This window comes from Vibrio tubiashii ATCC 19109 (assembly GCF_000772105.1).
Taxonomy (GTDB): domain Bacteria; phylum Pseudomonadota; class Gammaproteobacteria; order Enterobacterales; family Vibrionaceae; genus Vibrio; species Vibrio tubiashii.
The window spans coordinates 159,942-181,086 of sequence record NZ_CP009355.1; the positions used below are offsets into that span (position 1 = coordinate 159,942).

A 21,145-nucleotide genomic window follows, 5' to 3' on the forward strand; every position below is an offset into this window, starting at 1 on the left:
TTCATTGACTGGCTTTTTTATGCCTGATTCTTTATAGCTAATCCGTCTTAACCAGAATGATTAAAGCTATTACAAGCGCTTGATTACCCACTACACTCTTCTAGCTAAAAGGGAGAGTCATGCACACTATTTCACTACTTGTCGTCGCGCTAATTGCCTTCGCCGCTAACTCATTTTTTTGTCGCCTAGCATTGGCGAATCACGCTATTGATCCGGGTTCTTTCACTTGGCTACGATTGGTCTCCGGAGCGGTAACACTGCTGCTTATTCAAAGTTGGCGTGGTCAAATGAGCTATTGCTTCTTTACTGAGAAACACAGCTGGTGGTCAGGCATCTCTCTTTTTGGTTATGCAGTTTGCTTTTCGTATGCTTACACCCAGCTTAGTACGGGGACCGGCGCTTTGATTCTGTTTGGTATGGTGCAGCTGACTTTAGTGGTGTTTCACGTTGTTTCTGGCAATCGCTTAAGTGCGAAAGAGATGCTAGGTATTGGGGTAGCTCTATCTGGCTTTACTGTTTTAATGCTACCGTCGGCAGAGGCTCCGAGTTTGAGTGCCGCTGCTCTAATGCTTGTTTCTGGGGTCTGTTGGGGTATTTTCACTCTGTTAGGGCGTCAAAATAGCGTTGCTTCAGTGTCTATTACCCAAGGGTTTATGCTCGCAAGTGTGCTTGCTTTTGCCGCTAGCCCACTACTTGTCTCGATCGAAACTATCACGGCTGATGGCGTTTTGTGGGCGCTACTGTCGGGCGTCTTTGCTTCCGGTTTTGGCTACATCTTGTGGTATCAAGTTGTAAAGCATATCTCAGTTCTTCAGGCGTCTGTCTCTCAGTTAGCGGTGCCTGTGATTGCCTTTGCCGCAGGAAGCATAGGGCTAGGTGAGCCAATAAAGCTAACTGCTGCTATCTCATCATTACTGGTTTTGGGTGGGATTGCCTTTATCTTCACTGCCCGAGCAAACAATTAACCCGCTAACAGCTCTCGTCCGATCAAATCGACTAGCTCTAAGATATGGATTTGAGATTCGCGATGATATGGTGAGATGCCATCGACCTGTTCTTCCAAGTCGAGGTTGATACCTGCTATGCCTGCCAATGTTGAGCCTAAATGACTAATTGCAAAGACCTTTAATCCTTTGCGTTTTGCATTGTGGGCCATATCGACCACAGCTTGAGTCTCTCCTGATTTACTAATTAGGATGACTGTGCCTGACTCCGCGCGAGCCAACTGGTGAATATCAGTAATCACTAGATGAGGAATGTTAGCGAGGGAAAGAAAACGCGACAAATACGAAACGCTCACAATCGACGCCCCACGAGAGTATAGATAGACCACCGGAGAGTGAATCAGCGACTGAGCTATCTTGTCGACTCGCTGTGCTTGGTCATCTCCCTGAGTTGTTGGTGCGACATCTTTATTCAGATCGTCAGCGAGTTTATATCTGAGCTCAGTGTAGCTCGCATAGCCCATCTTTTTACACACCCGATTTACCGATGTTGTTGTGGTCAAGGCCTTGTTGGCTATCGTCTTGGCTGAGACTGAATCTAGCTCTTTGGCGTGGCTGATCAGGTACTCATATATGACTCGTTCGATCCCTTTAAAGGTATTCATCGCTTACACTAAGACTTAATAACAGAATGGTTATTATTAGGCGTTAAAATGCGGGAAATTACCTTGATAGTTATCACAAAAGTATCGTCATACATGGGTTGTACGAGGAAACTGTACCTTGATACATCACCGCTAAATATACTTGCCGCAGTTGATAAGTATAACGGTGAACAACCATGAGTAAGAAAAAGCTCGTTGCAGTGACCGCTTGCCCTACCGGCATTGCACACACCTTTATGGCGGCTAAAAAAATCAAAGCCTGGGCTGAAAAGCAAGGCTATGAAGTGAAGGTCGAAACGCAGGGAAGTGATGGTGTTAAAAACAAACTCACTGCTCATGATATTGCAACCGCAGACGGCGTTGTTCTGGCGGTTGATGTACCTATTATGGACATGGAGCGTTTTGATAACGCTAATCCACTTCAGGTTCGCACTCAAGAGCTGATTAAACGTGTCGATGATTTGTTACCAACGGTATTTTTGCGCGGCAAAGAGAAATCTGATGGGGGTGTAGAAGTGCATGATGAAAAGCGCTCTGCCTACCAAGTCGCTATCGGTCATATCATGACGGGTATCAGCTACATGTTGCCAGTCGTAGTGCTGGGTGGCCTGCTGATGGCGGTGGCGAAAATCACTGGTGAGTTCATTGATATCTCAGGTACACCTATCCAAACCCTAGATAAACTTGGTTTCATGACCATCAAGTTTATGTACCCAATCTTTGCAGGTTACCTTGCGTATTCGATTGCTGGCAAACCAGCATTGATTCCTGCTTTTATTGGCGGCTTGATGACCGATGAGCCTTACAAGCGATTCTTTGATTTAGAAGGCTGGGCGCCATCTGGCTTCTTCGGTGCGATTGCGATTGGTTTCCTTGTGGGTTATCTGGTTCGCTACCTTAACGATGTGATTAAGGTGAAAACTGAACTGACCACACTCAAGACCATGCTACTTGTCCCGGCGGTGACGGGTGTCGTGATGGTGCTTACTATGGAGTATGCGATTAACCCATTCTTTGGCGCTGTAAACCTTGCGATGATTGACCTGTTTACTCAAGCCGGTGATGCAGGGCGCGGTATCTACTCAATGGTGATTGCAGCAGGTACAGCCTTTGACTTAGGTGGTCCAATCAACAAAGCAGCAGGTTCAGTTGCGCTTGGTTTAAACGGCATGGGTGAAGGGTTTGACCTGATTGCTCGTGAGTTGGGTATCGTTATTCCACCAATCGGTGTGGGCATCGCGGCGCTGCTGGATGGCAAGTTCCGCAAACCAGTTTTCTCAAGTGAAGAGCGCACGGTCGGTAAAACTTCTCTGATGCTGGGCCTAATCGGTATCTCAGAAGGTGCGATTCCATTTATTCTGAAAAATCCGAAGATGATTCCAATCATGATTCTGGGTTCAATTATCGGTACGCAACTGGCTGTCGTTCTCAACGTATGGCAAAGCCTACCATTACCAGCCGTTTGGGGATGGTTCCTATCTTCAGACCCAATCAGCTACACCATTTCTGTTATCGCGGGTTCTATGTTTATCGCTATAGCTCTACTGCTGTGCACTAAACCAGACCACGCAAAAGCCTAAACACGTCTAGCGGGGAGGCTTGCCTCCCCAAACTATCAAGAATTTATCGAGAGTTTCCCCATGGCAAAAGTACATGTCATTCCTCACACTCACTGGGATCGTGAGTGGTATTTTACTCAGCAAGACAGTGACGTTCTGGCGACTTATAACTTCACCAAAGTAATTGAAACTTTGGAGAATCAACCAAGCTACAGCTGCTACCACCTAGATGGTCAATCTGCGATTGTTGAAGATTATCTCAAAGTGCTGCCGTACATGCGTGAGCGTATGGCTAAATTGGTGAGCGATAAAAAACTCTTTATCGGCCCTTGGTACACTCAGACCGATACCTACAATGTAGCAGGTGAGTCGATTATCCGTAACCTGAAGTACGGCATGCATATCGCAGAAGAACTCGGTCACAGCATGAAGGTTGGTTACCTACCGGACACCTTTGGTCACAACGCACAAATGCCAACACTGTTCAAGGGAATGGGGATCGATAACATCGTATTTTGGCGTGGTATTGATTACGACCAACACGTAGAAAAATCGCACTTCTTCTGGAAGTCGCAAGGTGATGATTCCATCTATGCATACAACCTAGTTCATGGTTACGGCGCAGCGAAAAACATTGTTCCTGATGCAGAACATCTGGATAAGAAAATCTTCCCGATGATTGACAAGATTAAGTCGCTGTCAGGTCTCGATGAAGTGCTGATTCCATCCGGTGGCGATCAGGTCAACATTGACCCGAACTTACCGGAAACTTTGCAAGCAGCCAGCGAACGTTCGCCTGTTGGCGATATCTACACTATCTCATCGATGGAAAGCTTTGTTGATTTTCTTCGCCGCAACAGCAGTGAATTTGAGACTTACCAAGGTGAATTCAAAGCGCCGCGATACACTCGTATCCATAAGACGATTGGCTCTGTGCGCTATGACATTAAAAAACTTAACTTCGAGATTGAGCAGTTCTTACTCAAGAAGCTTGAAGTTGTGATTGCGATTGCCAAGGCGCAAGGCATTACTGTTCACACTGAGCTGGTGGATATGGCTTGGAAGAAGATCCTTGAATGTCACGCCCATGACAGTATGGGTGGGTGTAATAGCGATGCCACCAACGCAGACATCATGCACCGACTAAAGCAAGCCGAAGAGATCTGTCACGGTTTATACAACCTAGTGGTGAAAGAGATTGCTAGCAACGCATGTGATGACAATGAAGTGATGCTCTTTAACGGCCAAATCACACCATTTAGCGGCGTCGCTAAAGTCACTGCTTTTTCTAAGCACCCATCTATTGCCTTGTCAGATGGCAAATCCCTGTTTGCGACCGAAATTCTAGCGCGTGAGACCTTAGATGGTGGCAAAGTCATTGAAGTGACCAAAGATGGTGAGAAAGAAGTCGCCGTTCCACCATATTACCGCTTTGAATTGAACGTGAAGGTGTCCAACCTTCCTGCGATGGGCTATCAAGTGTTCCAAGTGGTTGAGTCAGAGTCAGCCATGCTTACGCAGAGCAGTGACGTTCAAATGATTGAAAATGCGGCGTTAACTGTCACGCTGAAAGATGGCGAACTGAGCTTAGCCAGCAAAGCAACAGGTCGCGTGATTGAGCAGTTGCTGCGTTTTGAAGAGCAGGCTGATGATGGTGACTCTTACGACTTCTCGCCTTTAGAAGAAGACGAACCACGTTACCTCAATGAGTTAACTTGGCTATCAAGCCAAGTCGGAGAGACTGAGCAGACGATGACGCTGCTGGCAACAATGCCTGTGCCTTCAGATTTAGAGTCGCGTCAAGCAGGCAACGAGCTGGTTCAAGCCAGTTTTGAAATTACATTGACACTAGATGCCAACGACGAGCAGCTAAAAGTCTCAATTCACACTGTAAATCAGGCGTGTGACCACCGTGTTCGTGTACTGATTAACTCCGATGTACAAAGCCAGGAATCCGTCGCCACTCAGCCATTTGCCGTGATGGCGCGTCCAATTGCACCGAGTGTTGAAGGCTGGCAAGCACGCTTCCGTGAGTGTCCGATTGATATTGAAACCACAGATGGTGCAGTTGCGATTGAGCAAGCAGGTAAAGCGGTGGTGGTTAATGGTCGCGGCCTGAAAGAGTTCCAAGTATTGCCTGGTGAAAAGAGTGATGTGATTGCGCTGACGCTGTTTAAAGCGACGGGCAAGCTAGGTAAAGATGATCTGTTGTGGCGTCCGGGGCGTGCTTCCGGCATCAACAATACCGTGGTGTATACGCCAGATGCTCAGCTGCAAAAATCGATGAGCTTTGCTTTCTCGATTGCGATGCCGACAGATGCTAGCCATCAAACGCTGCGAGCCCTAGAAAGCCAATATCTCGATATGCCGTTTAGCTACCAGAAGCAGTCACTTAACAGCTTTGAAAATCGTCTCGAACGTTTCCAAGTTCGCTTTGATGCGCGTTCAGCGGCTAAGTCATTCAGCCTGTTTGAAGTGAATCAGGCGCTGACGCTTTCAAGTATTGGTCACTCCTTCTATCAAGATAATGCCGTTATTGTGCGCCTATTTAATGCCACAGAGGATGTGCAGCAACTTGATACCACGGCATTTGCCCATTTTGCTGAGGTGGAGCGTGTGAACTACCGCGAGCAGAGCGTGGAACAAGAGTGGTCAGTCAAACCGAACAACTCAATCGACCTACGCATTGGCTTTAAAATCTAGTGGAGCAGAGTATGAACAACGAGAAAATTTACCAAAAAGTCGCTTTGCTCTACGGTGATGAGCAAGCGGAAAGCGTCACCCAAGAGATCGATGCTCTGGTTGAAAAGTGGCAAGGTAAAGCACCGCAGTACGCCAACTGGGTCGATGAGACGACATCTTATCTCATCACTTACGGCGACAGCGTACAAGAGCAAGGCCAGCCAACTTTAGCGACGATGAAAACCTTTGCTGATAAGTATCTGAAAGGCGCATTGAGCAACATTCATATCTTGCCAATGTTCCCATACACCTCAGATGATGGTTTTAGTGTGGTTGATTATCGCAAAGTCGATCCTAACTTAGGCGACTGGAGTGAGCTTAACGCATTAGCTGAAAACTTCGACTTGATGTATGACTGCGTGATTAATCACATCTCTAAAAGCAGTGACTGGTTTCAGCGCTTTTTAGCCGGAGATGAAGCTTATCAAGATTACTTTATTGAGTCTGACCCAAGTCTAGATTATTCGAGTGTTACGCGCCCCCGCGCATTACCGCTCCTAACACCGTTTACCAAGGCTTCGGGTGAGACAACTCATGTGTGGACCACCTTCTCAGAAGACCAGATCGACATTAACTTTAAGAGCCCACAAGTACTGCTCGAAAGCATAGATATTTTGCTGATGTACGCAGCAAACGGTGGTCGTTCGATTCGCTTAGATGCGATTGGTTTCATCTGGAAAGTGCTGAACTCAACCTGTATTCACTTAGAGCAAGCTCACGAGATCATTAAGCTGTGGCGCATTGTGCTCGACGAGGTGATGCCGGGTTCTCTGCTGATCACCGAAACCAATGTACCGCACAAAGAGAACATCTCTTATTTTGGTCAAGGCGATGAAGCGCACATGGTGTATCAGTTCCCACTGCCACCATTAACCTTGCACGCGTTCTTAAGCCAAGATAGCCAAGTATTAACAACTTGGTCTAAAGGTTTAACGGTAGAGGCGATGGAGTCTCTCAATGCGGGACGCAAAACAACCTACTTCAACTTCCTTGCTAGCCACGATGGGATTGGCGTGCGACCAACAGAAGGGATTTTGAGCGATGACGATCGTCTAATGATGTGTCAGCACGTCGAACGCAAAGGTGGGCGAGTTAACTACAAGAATAACGGTGACGGTACTCAATCGCCTTACGAACTGAATATTAACTACCTGAGTGCGGTGACGGAGCCTAACGATGGTGATGAGTTGAAAGCGAGCAAGTTTCTAGCTGCGCAATCTATTTTACTATCGTTTATCGGTGTCCCAGCGGTTTACTATCACAGCTTACTTGGCAGTGAAAACGATGTACAAGGCATGTTGGATTCGGGCATTAATCGCCGCATTAACCGTGAGAAGTTTAATTTTGCTCAGCTAGAAACTGAGCTGGCTGAAGAGGGCTCGTTACGTCAACGTGTTTACAGTGAAATGACGCGTCTTCTCCAACTGCGCAAACAGCAAAAAGCCTTCTCACCAAGCTCATCTCAGCAAGTGCTAGAGCTAGGTCATGGGCTGTTTGGACTTAAACGCGGTGAAGGGGAAAGTGCGATTCAATTTGTGGTCAACCTATCGGAGCAAGCTGTGGAAGTGTCGCTAGAAGCAGGCGGTTTAGATCTGATTTCACAGCGTGAGTTCGATGCGCAATTTACACTTAAACCATATCAATTTGTTTGGCTGACTCAGCCGCAAGCCCAGTAGTAGGAGTTTATGATGAAACTAGCTAACTTAACGTCTGAAAATCTAATCATGCTCGATGCTACCTTTGATGGGCGCTTCGCGGCGATCAATGCCTTGGTCGACAAAATTGATCAAGCGGGCAAGCTAACCGACCGTGACCAGTTCCTTGAAGCCGTGCTTAAACGCGAAGACGAAGGCCCTACGGCACTTGGTGAATACTTAGCGGTGCCACATGGTAAGTCGCCAGCAGTAAAAGAGCCGGTGTTTGCGTGTGCGTTTGTTAAAGATGAGATGCAGTGGAAAGGTCTCGATGGCGATGAGCCAGTGACTATGATTTTCCTATTGGCGATTCCGCCAGCAGAAGCGGGTTCTACCCATATGGAAGTGCTGACTACATTGACTTCTTCATTGGTGGATGATGATTTTCGTGACCAATTGCAAGCAGCGAACTCTTCGCAACAAGTGATGGCGTTGTTTGGTGCAGAGCAAGAGCCAGAGAATCATGCAGAGCAGCCAGTTGAGTCAGCTCAAGATGAGCCAAATTCAACCGAAGAGTTGGCGCAAGATCTTAGCCGCTTTGCTTATCCGTTGGTGCTTGGGGCGGGTGTGCTGATTTCAGCATTTCTCTTCCTATTACTTTAATGGTGCGTTATGTCTGTTTTTAAACTGGATAACGTTATTCAAAACTACGCGTGGGGCAGTAAAGAGTCGATTTCTAAAATGTTTGGAATCGATAACTCGGATTGCCAACCACAAGCGGAGATTTGGATGGGCGCACACCCAAACGGATGCTCGCGTGTCGCCGCAACGGGAGAGCTGCTTTCCGATGTGATCGCCCAAGACAGCAAAAGTATATTTGGCGATTACACTGCGATGCGTTTTGGTGAGCTGCCATATCTGTTTAAGGTGCTAGCGGCAGAAACGCCGTTGTCGATTCAGGTTCATCCAAGTAAACACAAAGCAGAAGCAGGATTTGCACGGGAAAATGAGCAGGGGATTGCACTTAACGCTGCCCATCGTAACTACAAAGATCCGAACCACAAGCCTGAGCTGGTGTATGCGCTAACCTTCTACAAGGCGATGAATGGATTTCGGCCTATCAATCAGATCATCGACTTGTTCCAACAAGCGGGTATTGCAAGCTTAGATGCTGAGGTGAGTGCGCTTGAGGCGAAACCAAACAGCGATGGCTTACGTGAGTTTTTCACTGCCATTATGTCTTTGGATGAGCAGAGAAAAATCAGCGCATTGGAACAGCTTGATCAAGCATTGATACGTGGCCCTAAAACCGCCTTAATGCGTGAAGTGTTTGAGTATGTAGCAGAGTTTAACAAGCACTATCCGGGTGATATTGGTTTACTTTCTCCGTTGTTTCTTAACACGATTGAGTTAGCGCCAGGTGAGGCTATGTTCCTTCATGCCGAAACGCCGCACGCTTATGTACAAGGCACTGGGCTAGAGATCATGGCCAACTCGGACAATGTGCTGCGTGCAGGCTTAACGCCTAAGCATATTGATGTGAATGAGTTGATTGATAACACCTTGTGTATCTCGACCAATCCGGAGCAAATTAAGCTGGCACCTCTCTACAAAGAAGGAAAGCTCAGTTACCCCATTCCAGTAGATGACTTTGGCTTTGACATCTTAACTGCCAACGACGCTATTAAGCATCAATACCTTCGCAGCGCTGAGATTTTGTTCTGTGTTGAGGGGGAGGTTCAGGTCGAAGTGAATCAGCAAGCGTTGCGACTAAAACCGGGAGAATCAGTGTTCATCAGCAATGGTTCAGGTATGTACAGTTACCAAGGTAATGGCACTCTAGCACGTGCCTATAACTAAGGTTAAAGAGCCAAAATAAAAATCCCCAAGTTTCTAGCTTGGGGAATCTTTTACTCGGCGATGGTCACTTTGTTAATCTTAATCGTATCTAAAGGCACGTCATCGTGGCCTTTCTTACTGCCAGTCATGGCTTTACCTATGTTGTTCACCACGTCCATCCCTGCGCTCACTTTACCAAACACGGCATAGCCCCAGCCTTGGTTGGTTTTCGCGGTATGATCAAGAAAGTCATTGTCGTCTAGGTTGATAAAGAACTGGGCCGTAGCAGAATGCGGGGCATCAGTGCGAGCAAAAGCGATGGTACCGGTTTTGTTTTTTAGGCCGCGGTTCGCCTCGTTAGCGATAGGTGCATGGGTCTCTTTCTCGGTCATGTCTTCAATATGACCACCACCTTGAATCATAAAACCGTCAATCACACGGTGAAAAATCGTGCCTTCATAAAACCCTTCTTGGCAGTAACGTAAAAAGTTTTTTGAACTGACAGGGGCTTTTTCCATGTTCAATTCAATTTCGATATCGCCATAAGTGGTTGATAAAATGATCATTGCTATTACTCATTGGGAAAGAAAACCCAGCAATTATAGCAAGTTTTACATTGAGCATGAGCGATAACTTTTCTCTGCTTTATTAGGTCAACAGCACCTGGTGACGACTAACTTAATAGTTAAGGTACTCAATACACAAATCATGGAAGGCTTTGGCTTGTGGCGAAATGGTTCGGTCGCTGAGGGTAAAGATACCGATTTGTCTTTCCAGTGGCGGGTCGATTAACGGAATCCACACCAAGCGGGTTTCATTGGTTGGAAAGGCGAGTTTAGGCAGAGTTGTTACACCTATCCCAAGTTCCAACACAGAAAATAGTGAGGTGATGTTTTCTACCGAATAGAGTGCTTGTTGGCTCAAAGCTCGCGCTGGGGTTGGATCAAGTAGGGTACAGGTTCCGTTGCGAATGAAAGGCTGCTCCAGTAGGGTTTGCCATGCGATGCCTTCTGGCTGTTGAGCGATAGGGTTATCGTGTAAACAGACCACGCCAATCGGGTCAGACAGTAGTGGGGTAAAGTTAATCCCGCCTTCATCAAGGTGGGAAGGATTACCTAGCGCCAGATCTACTTCACCAGATAACAGGCGCTCTTCTACCCCAGCCGCGTTGTCGTCAATGAGGCTCACTTCCACATTCGGGTACTGCTCGCAAAATGCACCTAACACACTTGGAATTAGCTTCGCCGCCACAGAGGGGACACTGGCAATTCTTACTCGACCTTGCTGGCCCGCTGCCGCTGCGCGTAAGTCATTGTCGAGCGCAGTATATATATTGAGAAATTGAATAATCTTAGGCAAACATATTTCACCAAATGGTGTTAATTTGGCCTTGTTTCCCGTTTCAAAAAGATTTTGTCCGAGTATCTTTTCTAGTTCTTTTATTGACGTAGATAATGCTGCCTGAGAGCGATTAGCGCGGTGTGATGCGGCTCGGAAACCACCTTCTTCTACCACCATCACAAAATGCATTAATTGTTGAAGCTTAATACTCATCTGACCACCTTTCAAATCCCTTTAATTCTCTGATGTTGTCAAAAGTGATAAATAAAACTTATCAAATGTAAAAAATTTACCGTTAGATTTATCAGGTGTCAATGTGCATGATTTAACTATCTTGAAACAAAGTTGTTACATAGGTTGAAAGGCACGTGAATACACAAACGAAAAAACACCCAGTAAAAACCGCTCTGTTTGCTTCTAAGGCTCCCCTTGAATGGGCGATTGTTAACAACGGAACTTTATACACGGCGCAGATCCCTATCGATGACACCGGTGCGGTGGTCGAGGGCGGCATTGAGGCACAAACTCGACAGACATTTAACAATCTCGTTCATACCCTAGAGTGCGCAGGTGAGTCGCTTGATTCGGTGCTGCAGGTCCTTATCTACGTGACCGATCGCGAATACCTAAAAACCGTTAATCAAGTATACGCAGAGTATTTTGAAGCGCCTTACCCAAATCGTGCTGCCATGGTGGTAGCGGGCTTAGCTCGCGAAGAAATGCTAGTGGAGTTTGTGGTTTACGCGTCGGCAAGTCAGCCAGAGTAACCCTCCAATAACTGAAATTGATTGATCTCATCAGTCAAACTAGAACAAGGAAAGAGCAATGACTTTTATTAACAATGTTCAAGCAGAAAAGGCCCTTTATATTGGCGGCGAATGGCAAGCAGGCGTCGATACCGTAGCAAACATTAACCCGTCAGACATTAGTGAAAATCTGGGCAATTTTGCTCAAGCGAGTCAGGCTCAGGTAGAGCAAGCGATTCAAGTCGCTAAGCAAGCGCAACCAGAGTGGGAAAAGACGCCAATGGAGCGCAAGCAAGCGGTGCTACAAGCGATTGGTGATGAGTTGATTGAGCGCTGCGATGAGCTAGGTCAACTGCTTTCACGTGAAGAAGGTAAACCCTTTGCTGAAGGACGCGGAGAAATCTACCGCGCAGGTCAGTTCTTTCAATATTTTGCGGCGGAAGTGCTGCGCCAAATTGGTGATAACGCTGCCTCCGTCCGTCCAGGCGTCTCCGTTGAAGTCACTCGCGAAGCGGTTGGCGTTATCGCCATTATCTCTCCATGGAACTTCCCGACCGCAACGGCGGCGTGGAAGATTGCGCCGGCACTCGCGTTCGGTAACAGCGTGGTTTGGAAGCCTGCCAATCTAACACCAGCAAGTGCTGTGGCGCTGACAGAAATTATTCATCGTCAAGGTCTGCCAGCAGGCACGTTCAACCTAGTACTCGGCAGTGGCTCACAGGTGGGTAATACCTTAATTAATTCGAAAGAGGTCAATGGGGTGAGCTTTACCGGCTCTGTCGATACGGGACGTAAGGTTGCTGCCGCAACGGCACCAAACTTTGTACGCTGCCAGCTTGAAATGGGTAGTAAAAATGCCTTGGTGGTTGCCGATGATGCAGACATTCAAATTGCAGTAGAAGCGACCATTGCCGGCTCTTTCTCTGGTGCCGGACAGAAATGTACCGCTTCATCTCGTCTAGTGGTTATGGATGGGATTCATGATGCCTACGTTGAAGCGCTAATCAAACGTATGAGTGAGCTGAAAGTGGGTCATGCTCTGGATGAAGGTATCTTCATGGGGCCAGTTGTTGACGGTAATCAGCTTGAAGCAAACTTCGAGTGGATTGAAAACGCGCGTCAAAGTGGTGCTGAGCTGGCCTTTGGTGGCGAGCGCCTTAACTTAGCGCACGACGGTTACTACATGTCGCCAACCTTATTCCTCAACACCCAAAACAGTTGGGAAGTGAACCAAGAGGAAGTGTTTGCACCGATGGCGAGTGTGATTCGAGTAGCTGACCTTGATGAAGCCATCGCCGTTACCAACGATACCCGTTTTGGTTTGACGGGCGGCATTATAACGCAAAGCCTGCGTACTAGCGCCATCTTCAAGCAGCAAGCGCAGACCGGTTGTGTAATGGTGAACCTACCGACTGCAGGCACCGACTACCACGTACCGTTTGGTGGCCGCAAAGAGTCTAGCTTTGGCCCGCGTGAACAAGGTCAATATGCGAAAGAATTCTACACCGTGGTGAAAACCGCTTACCAACGCCCTTATTAGGCTCTGACCATGGGAGGCAGAGCGTTATCTGCTTCCCAATTAAAGGCGATTCAACGTTTAAGGAGTGGTTATGTACCAACAACGGATTGTGATAGATGGATTGCAATACTGCAATTGGGATCGTGAGTATTTCCAAACCCTTAAGGCGAGTGGTATCACTGCTGTTCATGCCACTATCGTCTATCACGAAAATGCACGTGAGACCCTAACTCGCTTTGCCGAATGGAACCTTCGCTTCGAGCAAAACGCAGACCTCATCATGCCAATTTATTCCATGGAAGATGTGGAAAAGGCGAAACAGCAGGGCAAAGTCGGCGTCTTCTTCGGCGCTCAGAATTGCTCGCCTATTGATGACGAAATTGGTCTGATTGAAGTGATGCGTCGCCAAGGTTTGCTCATCATGCAACTGACTTATAACAACCAGAGCTTATTGGCGACAGGTTGTTATGAGCAGAATGACTCAGGCGTTACTCGCTTTGGCAAACAAGCGATCGAAGAGATGAATCGTGTAGGCATGATTGTCGATATGTCTCACAGTGCAGAGCGCTCAACGTTAGAAGCCATCGACCTCTCTTCAAGACCAATCTGCATTAGCCACGCTAACCCGACGTTCGCTCATGATGCATTGCGGAACAAATCCAACACCGTGCTCAAAGCACTAACACAACGTGGCGGCTTACTTGGTTTTAGTTTGTACCCTTTCCATTTGCCAAATGGCAGCCAGTGCACGTTGGATGATTTTTGTCAAATGGTGGCGAAGACGGCTGACCTATTTGGCGTCGACCACTTGGGCATTGGCAGTGATTTGTGTCTTAACCAACCACAGCAAGTTCTGGAGTGGATGCGCAATGGCCGCTGGTCGAAAGCGATGGATTATGGCGAAGGCTCGGCCAGTAACTCGGGCTGGCCAGATGCGCTGCCTTGGTTTAGTGGCAGTAAGGGGATGGAGAACATCTACAACGGATTAATGCGCCATGGATTCAGTGAATCTGAGGCGGGACAAATACTGGGTGATAACTGGTTTAATTTCCTTAAACAAGGACTCGAGCCTATTTCAGAGCAGTAACCCAAACAAGGAACAGCCTGCCAACACTACAATAATAAGGCAGGTGTTAATTTAACTTTTGCTGCCAGTCGTCGGCTGCCGCAAAACAGTCTGGAGTCAGAGTATGTCTGATTTAACCAATAGCATGAAAGCGAACCCTATGAACGTGTCATCGGGTAAGCCACAAGCAAAACACAACACTACGCCTGCCACCGAAAACTCACCGGATAAGTTGGGTTTGAGTAACCCTGCCTTTTGGTACAGTGGCGGTTTTATCGCACTTTTCGTTGCACTCGCGCTTTATGATGGTGAGCTGCTATCAAATCTAGTCAATGCTGGCTTTGCGTGGTCTGTGCAGGTCTTTGGACCATACTGGCAAATACTGCTTCTTCTCACCTTTCTTATTGGTCTTGGTCTCGCTGCAGGGCGAACAGGCAAGGTGATTCTTGGTGGTTCGGCCAAACCGGAGATGGATGGTTTTCGCTGGATGGCGATCATCTTCTGTACTCTGCTTGCTGGTGGTGGCGTATTCTGGGCAGCGGCAGAGCCTATCGCTCATTACGTGAGCCCACCGCCATTGTATGGCGCGCAGGATAACCCGCAGCAAGGTGCGGTCAATGCACTATCGCAATCCTTCATGCACTGGGGATTCCTCGCGTGGGCAATTGTTGGCAGCTTAACGTCAATCGTTGTCATGCACCTGCATTACGACAAAGGCCTACCGCTTAAGCCACGCATTTTGCTTTACCCAGTGATTGGTGAGCGTGCCCTTAAAGGCCATACCGGTGCACTGATTGATGCGTGTTGTATTATCGCTGTGGCGGCTGGCACCATTGGACCGATTGGCTTCCTCGGCCTACAGGTTAGCTACGCGTTAAATGCGCTATTTGATATTCCTGATGGTTTTACTACGCAACTTATTATCATTCTGTTTGCGATTGCTCTGTATACCCTATCTGCGTTGAGTGGTCTTAATCGAGGCATGCAAATGCTCAGCCGCTACAACGTGATTCTAGCGATTGCCCTAATGATCTACATCCTACTGTTTGGGCCAACAGACTTTATCTTTAATGGTTACATTCAAGGTGTCGGTAGCATGCTGGATAACTTCATCCCAATGGCGACCTATCGCGGAGATGAAGGTTGGTTGAGTTGGTGGACGGTGTTCTTCTGGGGCTGGTTCCTAGGCTATGGTCCAATGATGGCGATCTTCATTGCTCGAATCTCACGTGGACGCAGCATTCGCCAGATCATTTCGACAATTAGCATCATTGCGCCACTCACAACCTGTTTCTGGTTCACCATTGTTGGTGGTTCAGGTCTGGCGTTTGAAATTGCAGAACCGGGCAGTGTGAGTAAAGCGTTTGAAGGCTTCAACTTACCGGGTGCACTGCTTGCCGTTACGCAGCAACTGCCTCTACCAATGCTTGTCTCGATTTTGTTCCTCATCTTGACCACGATTTTCATTGTTACGACAGGTGACTCGATGACTTACACCATCAGTGTCGTGATCAGTGGTGAAACGGAGCCTAACGCTATCGTTCGTACCTTCTGGGGCGTTGCGATGGGGGTCACTGCGTTGATACTCATCTCACTGGGCTCCGGAGGTATTTCAGCACTGCAATCTTTCATTGTTATCACGGCCGTGCCGGTTTCTCTGATACTGCTGCCTTCGTTATGGAATGCACCTCAGATCGCAATGAAGATGGCCAAGGAGCAAGGGCTTTAATTTATTAATCCAATACCGATGAGTTTGCGTAGGCTGTACCCTACGCCCGCGCAAACTCCTATTATTCTTACAATAAAAAATAGGTGGTGAGCAAAATGGATGCACATCGTTCTAATTACACTGAAACCCAGCTGCGCAATGCGGCCCTCGTCATGGCTCCGGAAAGGCTAGGCGCTATGCACCAAAATCGAATCAGCTTTGTGCGAAGTTTGATTCGTAAAATGGCAACACAAAACTGGCGCGTAACCAAGCATGAGTGGCAGTTATGTCCCCAGGGTTATGGCCATGTCATTTACCAACTGGCGACTCCGACCCAAACTTATCACTTAGTCGTCTTTTGCGATGAGATTGCCGACGAAGAGCGTAATGATCGCGTCATTGCAGAAAAGTGGGATGTCACATTCGCTTTGGTTGATGGTGATGTCGATGTTGAACTGTTAGAGCAGCTACGTGCTAATGTTCCTCTGCAAGAAGCGGGACGAAACCCGAACAAGGTGCTTGTGTTGGCACGTGCAAACAAGAGCGTGCGAGTATTTGAGCATATTGTCGGCGCTTTAGCCAAAGGTCAGCAGCCACAGCCCGACGAGTTGGCAGAGGTTGGTTACATACTTCGTACTACAGCGGTGTATGGCAATGGTAAATTTGGCATTGCTGATTTTAAGCTGCTTGAAACGAACCCTGATTTTAATCAGTCCTTTAGCGCGCAAATGTGTGCCGTGTACATGCTGCGTGAGTTTAGCCTAGATTGGGTGCATTATCTTGCAGAGCAGAAAGGTGGCGACAAGGCTATCTTGCTACACAAAGGCTTGCAGCGCTATTTAGGAGTGGGCAACGCAACGGGCTTAGGCATGGCGCCTTATCTAATCAATCATCCGTGTATCGTTGATCAGTGGATGACGTCAAGAGAGCGCGCGATTGGGCAAGTATTGGCGTTGCCGTGTGACAGCCAGATGCATGATCAATTGCGAGATTTATTGGTTAAGGCCAAGTGCCATTTAGAACAAGTCATCACCATTAACGAACAGCAAGATAGTTTAAATCAACTGGCTATCACCGACATTGCCCAGCTTATAGAGCATCTGCCGCAAGTTATCGCGGCGCATTCGCACTGGGGTGATGTTGTTAAGCAGACTGAAAGCATGAGTTTGGAAGCCCAAGAAATCCTTACCTCTTGTCTGCTTGAGATCTATCCGAGTGTGGTTGATCAGTTTGAAAACCAAATGAACACCAGCGAAGCACTATCGATTCCAAGTGGTAAAACCGTCCAACGGCTGCGCCAGTTACTCAGCGACAAATACAAGTGGGCTGTCGAAGCAGACTACTCACTGGCAGAAAACAAATACTGGTTCTGGTATCGCTCTCAAGACAAAGAAGAACCAAGACTCGGTGTCCGCGGTGAAGAAGCGGGTGAAGATCGTGAATTGCCACTCGATATTGGTCGTCAGGCCAATCAGTTGTTCCATGCGCTTGATGACTACTCTGCTGAAACGAGCGTGGCGGAGTTTCTGCTCCAGTGCCCTCAATATCGTGCTATCACCCGACGGGTCTGGACTTTAGGTAATCGCGTTATGGGAGACATCCAGATGAACGTATTACGTCAAGATGCGCTACCAATGCACCTGCTACGCTGCAAGCTGGCAATATTCGGTGCAACCAAATTTGACCCTCGCTCTGATCGCTGGGTACGAGTGACCTTCTTCCAAGGAGCGCCATTGTTAGATGAAATCTGTGACCCAGAATATAGTGACACATGGATTTTTCCGACCATGCCAAGTAGCCAAGAGATTGCCAGCACAGAGCCACAAAAGATCAATGGAGGATTGGTATCATGATCGTTTCACACAATGAATTAGTTGCCGCAGTGAATAAGGCATTTTTAGGTATGCGTCGTCATTGTGGTGAAGCGGATGTCATCGCCAATATGGTGGCGGATCTGCAAATGGTGGGGCTTAGTGGCGTGAGGCATTTTAACAATGCCAGTCAGTTTCTCAGCCTAGATTCAGATTGTGCGGTATCGATCTCCAATCAAAGCGAATCGAGTTTCGAGGTTGATTTTCATAACAGCAGTATCGCATGTCAGTTGCCTGCGGTACTCGATTTTGCCTTAGAGAAAATGGTGGATAACAAAACCATCTCAATTACGCTAAAGCAGTGCCACAATCGCTGGTTAGCCTACAGTGAGCTGGTTCGTTTGGCCGCAAAAGGAATCGCCTGTCGTGCGCAATGGGTCAATGGTAGCAGCCCTCAACGTGCCTTGTATGTACTGAACCGTGGTTGCATCGCACCTGAGGTGTATTTTTCCGAAAGCCTTGTAAATGGTGACGATGACGTACATTCAATGCTGATTGAGCTATCGGTTAGCGACTTTGATGTTAACCAAAGTGCGAAAGGTTACTCTATCCATGTTGATAGTGCAGAGTTAAGCCGCGCTCAGCAAGCATCATGGCAAGAAGGTATCTTCGTTGAAGATGCTGAGTGGGAGATGCTCAAACAAGCGGCCACGGTGTTCTTGGTTGAAAACAGTGCCCGTTCAGTTCAAGGAGCAGGCGAGTTAGCCTAGCGTCTGATCGAAATAGACAAAGGGCTGTCATCGCCAGCCCTTACGGTTAATCATTAAATCCTAGTGCTAGTCCGAATAGTAATAGCCCTGCGCCACACAATTGATTAAGTCGATGCTTGGCTTTACTCAGTATGGTTTGCAGCTTGTTAGAGGAGAAGAGTAGTGCGACTAGTACAAACCACAGGCCGTGTAGAAGCATCATATAGCCACCATAGATAAGGGCATTGTTGTTACTTGATGCGTCATTGGTCATTACCTGACTGAAAATACTCAAGAAAAACAGCATGGTTTTAGGATTAAGCACATTGCAAAGAAAACCTTCACATAGATAGCGCCAAGCGGACTTGGTTGCACTCGGCTCGATTGCATTAGACGGTGCTGAGGAGCGCGCCAAAAGGCCCCTTAATCCTAAGTAAATTAAGTATCCTGCACCTAGATATCGAACCAGATTAAACAACCATTCATTTTGTGAGATTAGGTAACTAATGCCGAGCATCGAGTAAGCAATATGAACACCGATGGCAAAACTGATTCCCAGTGCACTCATGACTCCCGCTTTACGGCCATGATTAAGACTGTTTCTAAGTACCAGAACAAAATCAGCTCCCGGGCTAATCACGATTAAGATGCCCAATAGCGCTAAACTTACTAACTCCATATTTATTCCCAGTTTGATTGGATTGTGGCTGGCATTGTAGGCAAAATCAGTTGTGGCTATAATCGAAATGAATTCTAGTTTTATGTGAGAAAAATTCACTAATGAGGCATCTTAAATCCTTTCATGTTTTTCATGTTGCAGCGCAGTGCTCTAATTACAGCGAGGCTGCAGAGCAACTCAACATTACGCACGGTGCAGTGAGCAAACAGATTAAAGTGCTGGAAAACTACCTCGACCAGACTTTATTTGTGAAGCAAGGAAGAAATGTCCGCTTGAGTCAGCAAGGTGAGCTGCTGAAAACCTACACAGAGCAGGCTTTTCAAGCGCTTGAAACGGGTGTGGCTAAGTTAGAAACACACAATCAAAACGTACTAGAAGTCTCTTGTGAGCCGACACTAACCATGCGTTGGTTAATGCCTAGATTGTCTACGTTTAACGACGACTTCGCTACGGATGTGCGCTTATCAACCGCAGGTGGAGCGATAAATCTGGAGCGATCTGGACTATCCATGGCGATACGACGAGATGACTTTGCTATACCCCATGACTATCAGCAAACTCCTTTAATTGAAGAGTGGGTTGGACCTGTGATGTCACCTGAGTACTGGCAACAAGTAGAACAGGATCTGAGCGCCATGAAACTGCTGCACAGTCAGACACGTCCATTAGCTTGGGAAAATTGGTGTAATGAGCTAAACAAACCGGAACTGCTAGCCAATGAGCAACAGAGTTTTGCTCATTTTTACTTCTCACTTCAAGCCAGTGTTGATGGGTTAGGGGCAACGATAGGCTCTTACCCCTTGGTTGTTGATGACTTGCAACGTGGTAACCTCATCGCCCCGTTTGGTTTTGTACCATCGGGGCATAGCTACACCTTACTCAGCAAAAATCAGCCAGCCACAAAATTGGAAGAGCAGTTTCGACTATGGCTACTGGAATCCTTTAAACAATGTAAACCTTAGGTCGTTGAACCGCTTATAAAGTCCGATATTGACTGAACAAACTACCTAATTAGTTGATCGCAGTACTAGCCCTGCGCGTTAGCTTAAAGCCGATATCTGTTACGGCTTCGACTCGGTCGCCTTTGATCTGGTGAAGTAGTTTTTCCGCTGCTTTGGTTCCCATTCGCTCGTAGTCGACTTCTGCACAAGTTAGGCTCGGGTAGGCGTGCTCTGCCATTGAAGATCCCTCTAAACAGATGATCGCAATATCGGTTGGAACTTTGAGCACTCTGCGGTGACATTCGAATAAAGCGCCGATGGCAATCTCTTCATGGCTACATACCAATGCATTGAGAGTGGAGTCGCGCAGCAATAGCTTAGCCAAACCTTCGGCTCCAAGTTGAGAAGAAGGGGCTTCGTGCGTGGTTAGAAAGTGATCCGGTGTTAGATAGTTTTCTATCATCGCGCTTTGCCAACCATGGAGTTTGCGCTGAAGGGTTGAATGCTCACCACGTGCACCAATAAAGCCAACATTATTAAAGCCTTGCTCGATAATATGCTTGGTACAGGACTTCCCGATGTCGAAATGATCGACACCAATATTCAGATATTGTGCGGTAGAGGTAAGCTCGGCTATCTCAAGTACTGGCGTATTTGCTGCTTCTAACAACTGGTGGGTGCGCTTGCTGTGTTCTCCACCAAACAGTACGACGCCTGCAGGGCGACTTTCGAGAAAGGTTGAAAGCAGTTTTTCTTCTTGATCTACTGAGTAGTCACTGTAGCCGAGAATCAGTTGGTAGCCCGCTTTGTTTAGGGTTTGTTGGAAGCTAGGTAGAAACAAGGCACAAGACTTATCGATCAATGAAGGCAGGATCAAAGCAATTGAATAGCTCTCAGCTGAGGCCAATGCGCCCGCCGCTTTATTGGGAATATAACCTAGCTCATCAACGACTTGTTGAATCTTTTCTCGCAGTTTATCAGACACCAAATCTGGCGTTCTTAATGCTCGCGAAACGGTCATTGAACCGACACCGGCCTTTTTAGCTACGTCGGCAAGCGTGACTTTTCCAGTGCTTCTGCGTTTTCGCGGTTCGCTCATTTTTTATTTTCGTTTTTTATCTATTAATTCGCCGCGACATCTTATCACAGCCCTTGGGTTGAAATGATATTAGCGCATTAGATGGTGATCACAAGCATATGAA

Annotated in this window: 18 protein-coding genes; 13 read left to right on the forward strand and 5 right to left on the reverse strand. The window is 47.3% G+C overall.

The genetic code is table 11. The annotated features are described in order from the left end of the window. Positions 1–119 precede the first annotated feature (119 nt). Positions 120–965, forward strand: a complete 846-nt coding sequence (locus IX91_RS15875) for a DMT family transporter (protein WP_004744129.1) — start codon at positions 120–122, stop codon at positions 963–965. Here IX91_RS15875 and IX91_RS15880 read toward each other — a convergent pair. Continuing rightward, positions 962–1,609, reverse strand: coding sequence for a MurR/RpiR family transcriptional regulator (locus IX91_RS15880; protein ID WP_004744128.1), 648 nt, complete (start codon positions 1,607–1,609; stop codon positions 962–964). The two genes, IX91_RS15875 and IX91_RS15880, sit on opposite strands and share 4 nt — an antisense overlap. 176 nt (positions 1,610–1,785) lie before the next feature. Between IX91_RS15880 and IX91_RS15885 the strand changes: the two genes are divergently transcribed. From IX91_RS15885 to manA, 5 genes are read left to right on the forward strand one after another with little or no spacing between them, the layout of a single operon-like run. Then, positions 1,786–3,189 (forward strand): PTS fructose transporter subunit IIC, encoded by a 1,404-nt coding sequence (locus IX91_RS15885; protein ID WP_004744127.1) that lies wholly within the window; start codon positions 1,786–1,788, stop codon positions 3,187–3,189. A gap of 60 nt (positions 3,190–3,249) precedes the next feature. After that, complete coding sequence (locus tag IX91_RS15890) at positions 3,250–5,871, forward strand: glycoside hydrolase family 38 N-terminal domain-containing protein (protein ID WP_004744126.1); 2,622 nt, start codon at positions 3,250–3,252, stop codon at positions 5,869–5,871. 11 nt (positions 5,872–5,882) lie between these two features. Then, entirely contained in the window at positions 5,883–7,586 is a 1,704-nt protein-coding gene (locus IX91_RS15895; RefSeq protein ID WP_004744125.1) for an alpha-amylase family glycosyl hydrolase, read from the forward strand. A gap of 12 nt (positions 7,587–7,598) precedes the next feature. Continuing rightward, positions 7,599–8,207 carry a fructose PTS transporter subunit IIA gene (locus IX91_RS15900; protein ID WP_004744124.1) on the forward strand — a complete coding sequence of 203 codons (609 nt, stop codon included), beginning with the start codon at positions 7,599–7,601 and terminating at the stop codon, positions 8,205–8,207. 9 nt (positions 8,208–8,216) lie between these two features. Then, a complete protein-coding gene (manA, locus tag IX91_RS15905; RefSeq protein WP_004744123.1) occupies positions 8,217–9,404 on the forward strand; it encodes a mannose-6-phosphate isomerase, class I in 1,188 nt (395 codons plus the stop codon). Positions 9,405–9,454: 50 nt separating this feature from the next. Here manA and IX91_RS15910 read toward each other — a convergent pair whose 3' ends face one another. Further along, the gene (locus tag IX91_RS15910; protein WP_004744122.1) at positions 9,455–9,949 is read right to left on the reverse strand and encodes a peptidylprolyl isomerase; all 495 of its coding nucleotides are present in this window, start codon (positions 9,947–9,949) and stop codon (positions 9,455–9,457) included. Positions 9,950–10,061: 112 nt separating this feature from the next. Next, on the reverse strand, positions 10,062–10,937 hold the full coding sequence (locus IX91_RS15915; RefSeq protein WP_004744121.1) for a LysR family transcriptional regulator: 876 nt from the start codon (positions 10,935–10,937) through the stop codon (positions 10,062–10,064). Between the two features lie 155 nt (positions 10,938–11,092). Between IX91_RS15915 and IX91_RS15920 the strand changes: the two genes are divergently transcribed. The 6 genes from IX91_RS15920 (at position 11,093) to IX91_RS15945 (ending at position 18,344) form a co-directional block, all read left to right on the forward strand. After that, on the forward strand, positions 11,093–11,491 hold the full coding sequence (locus tag IX91_RS15920; RefSeq protein WP_004744120.1) for a RidA family protein: 399 nt from the start codon (positions 11,093–11,095) through the stop codon (positions 11,489–11,491). A gap of 58 nt (positions 11,492–11,549) precedes the next feature. Next, a complete protein-coding gene (locus IX91_RS15925; protein ID WP_004744119.1) occupies positions 11,550–13,010 on the forward strand; it encodes an aldehyde dehydrogenase family protein in 1,461 nt (486 codons plus the stop codon). Between the two features lie 70 nt (positions 13,011–13,080). Continuing rightward, positions 13,081–14,076 (forward strand): membrane dipeptidase, encoded by a 996-nt coding sequence (locus tag IX91_RS15930; RefSeq protein WP_004744118.1) that lies wholly within the window; start codon positions 13,081–13,083, stop codon positions 14,074–14,076. 103 nt (positions 14,077–14,179) lie between these two features. After that, positions 14,180–15,784, forward strand: a complete 1,605-nt coding sequence (locus tag IX91_RS15935; protein WP_004744117.1) for a BCCT family transporter — start codon at positions 14,180–14,182, stop codon at positions 15,782–15,784. Positions 15,785–15,879: 95 nt separating this feature from the next. Beyond that, positions 15,880–17,616, forward strand: a complete 1,737-nt coding sequence (locus tag IX91_RS15940) for a hypothetical protein (protein ID WP_004744116.1) — start codon at positions 15,880–15,882, stop codon at positions 17,614–17,616. After that, a complete protein-coding gene (locus IX91_RS15945; RefSeq protein ID WP_004744115.1) occupies positions 17,613–18,344 on the forward strand; it encodes a DUF3726 domain-containing protein in 732 nt (243 codons plus the stop codon). Before IX91_RS15940 ends, IX91_RS15945 begins: the two co-directional genes overlap by 4 nt. 46 nt (positions 18,345–18,390) lie before the next feature. On the opposite strand, the gene IX91_RS15950 is transcribed toward IX91_RS15945, so the two are convergent. Then, positions 18,391–19,002, reverse strand: coding sequence for a LysE family translocator (locus IX91_RS15950; protein WP_004744114.1), 612 nt, complete (start codon positions 19,000–19,002; stop codon positions 18,391–18,393). 101 nt (positions 19,003–19,103) lie between these two features. On the opposite strand from IX91_RS15950, the gene IX91_RS15955 reads away from it, so the two are divergent. After that, positions 19,104–19,964 (forward strand): LysR family transcriptional regulator, encoded by an 861-nt coding sequence (locus IX91_RS15955; protein ID WP_004744113.1) that lies wholly within the window; start codon positions 19,104–19,106, stop codon positions 19,962–19,964. A gap of 49 nt (positions 19,965–20,013) precedes the next feature. Here IX91_RS15955 and IX91_RS15960 read toward each other — a convergent pair whose 3' ends face one another. Beyond that, the gene (locus IX91_RS15960; RefSeq protein ID WP_004744112.1) at positions 20,014–21,042 is read right to left on the reverse strand and encodes a LacI family DNA-binding transcriptional regulator; all 1,029 of its coding nucleotides are present in this window, start codon (positions 21,040–21,042) and stop codon (positions 20,014–20,016) included. Positions 21,043–21,145: the final 103 nt, after the last annotated feature.

Excerpts from the sequence above, each read along its gene's own strand:
- IX91_RS15950 (WP_004744114.1), bottom strand. The coding sequence starts at position 19,002 with ATGGAGTTAGTAAGTTTAGCGCTATTGGGCATCTTAATCGTGATTAGC.
- manA (WP_004744123.1), top strand. The coding sequence starts at position 8,217 with ATGTCTGTTTTTAAACTGGATAACGTTATTCAAAACTACGCGTGGGGC.
- IX91_RS15900 (WP_004744124.1), top strand. The coding sequence starts at position 7,599 with ATGAAACTAGCTAACTTAACGTCTGAAAATCTAATCATGCTCGATGCT.
- IX91_RS15885 (WP_004744127.1), top strand. The coding sequence starts at position 1,786 with ATGAGTAAGAAAAAGCTCGTTGCAGTGACCGCTTGCCCTACCGGCATT.
- IX91_RS15930 (WP_004744118.1), top strand. The coding sequence starts at position 13,081 with ATGTACCAACAACGGATTGTGATAGATGGATTGCAATACTGCAATTGG.
- IX91_RS15960 (WP_004744112.1), bottom strand. The coding sequence starts at position 21,042 with ATGAGCGAACCGCGAAAACGCAGAAGCACTGGAAAAGTCACGCTTGCC.
- IX91_RS15940 (WP_004744116.1), top strand. The coding sequence starts at position 15,880 with ATGGATGCACATCGTTCTAATTACACTGAAACCCAGCTGCGCAATGCG.
- IX91_RS15910 (WP_004744122.1), bottom strand. The coding sequence starts at position 9,949 with ATGATCATTTTATCAACCACTTATGGCGATATCGAAATTGAATTGAAC.
- IX91_RS15915 (WP_004744121.1), bottom strand. The coding sequence starts at position 10,937 with ATGAGTATTAAGCTTCAACAATTAATGCATTTTGTGATGGTGGTAGAA.
- IX91_RS15890 (WP_004744126.1), top strand. The coding sequence starts at position 3,250 with ATGGCAAAAGTACATGTCATTCCTCACACTCACTGGGATCGTGAGTGG.
- IX91_RS15945 (WP_004744115.1), top strand. The coding sequence starts at position 17,613 with ATGATCGTTTCACACAATGAATTAGTTGCCGCAGTGAATAAGGCATTT.
- IX91_RS15955 (WP_004744113.1), top strand. The coding sequence starts at position 19,104 with ATGAGGCATCTTAAATCCTTTCATGTTTTTCATGTTGCAGCGCAGTGC.
- IX91_RS15875 (WP_004744129.1), top strand. The coding sequence starts at position 120 with ATGCACACTATTTCACTACTTGTCGTCGCGCTAATTGCCTTCGCCGCT.
- IX91_RS15935 (WP_004744117.1), top strand. The coding sequence starts at position 14,180 with ATGTCTGATTTAACCAATAGCATGAAAGCGAACCCTATGAACGTGTCA.
- IX91_RS15895 (WP_004744125.1), top strand. The coding sequence starts at position 5,883 with ATGAACAACGAGAAAATTTACCAAAAAGTCGCTTTGCTCTACGGTGAT.
- IX91_RS15880 (WP_004744128.1), bottom strand. The coding sequence starts at position 1,609 with ATGAATACCTTTAAAGGGATCGAACGAGTCATATATGAGTACCTGATC.
- IX91_RS15925 (WP_004744119.1), top strand. The coding sequence starts at position 11,550 with ATGACTTTTATTAACAATGTTCAAGCAGAAAAGGCCCTTTATATTGGC.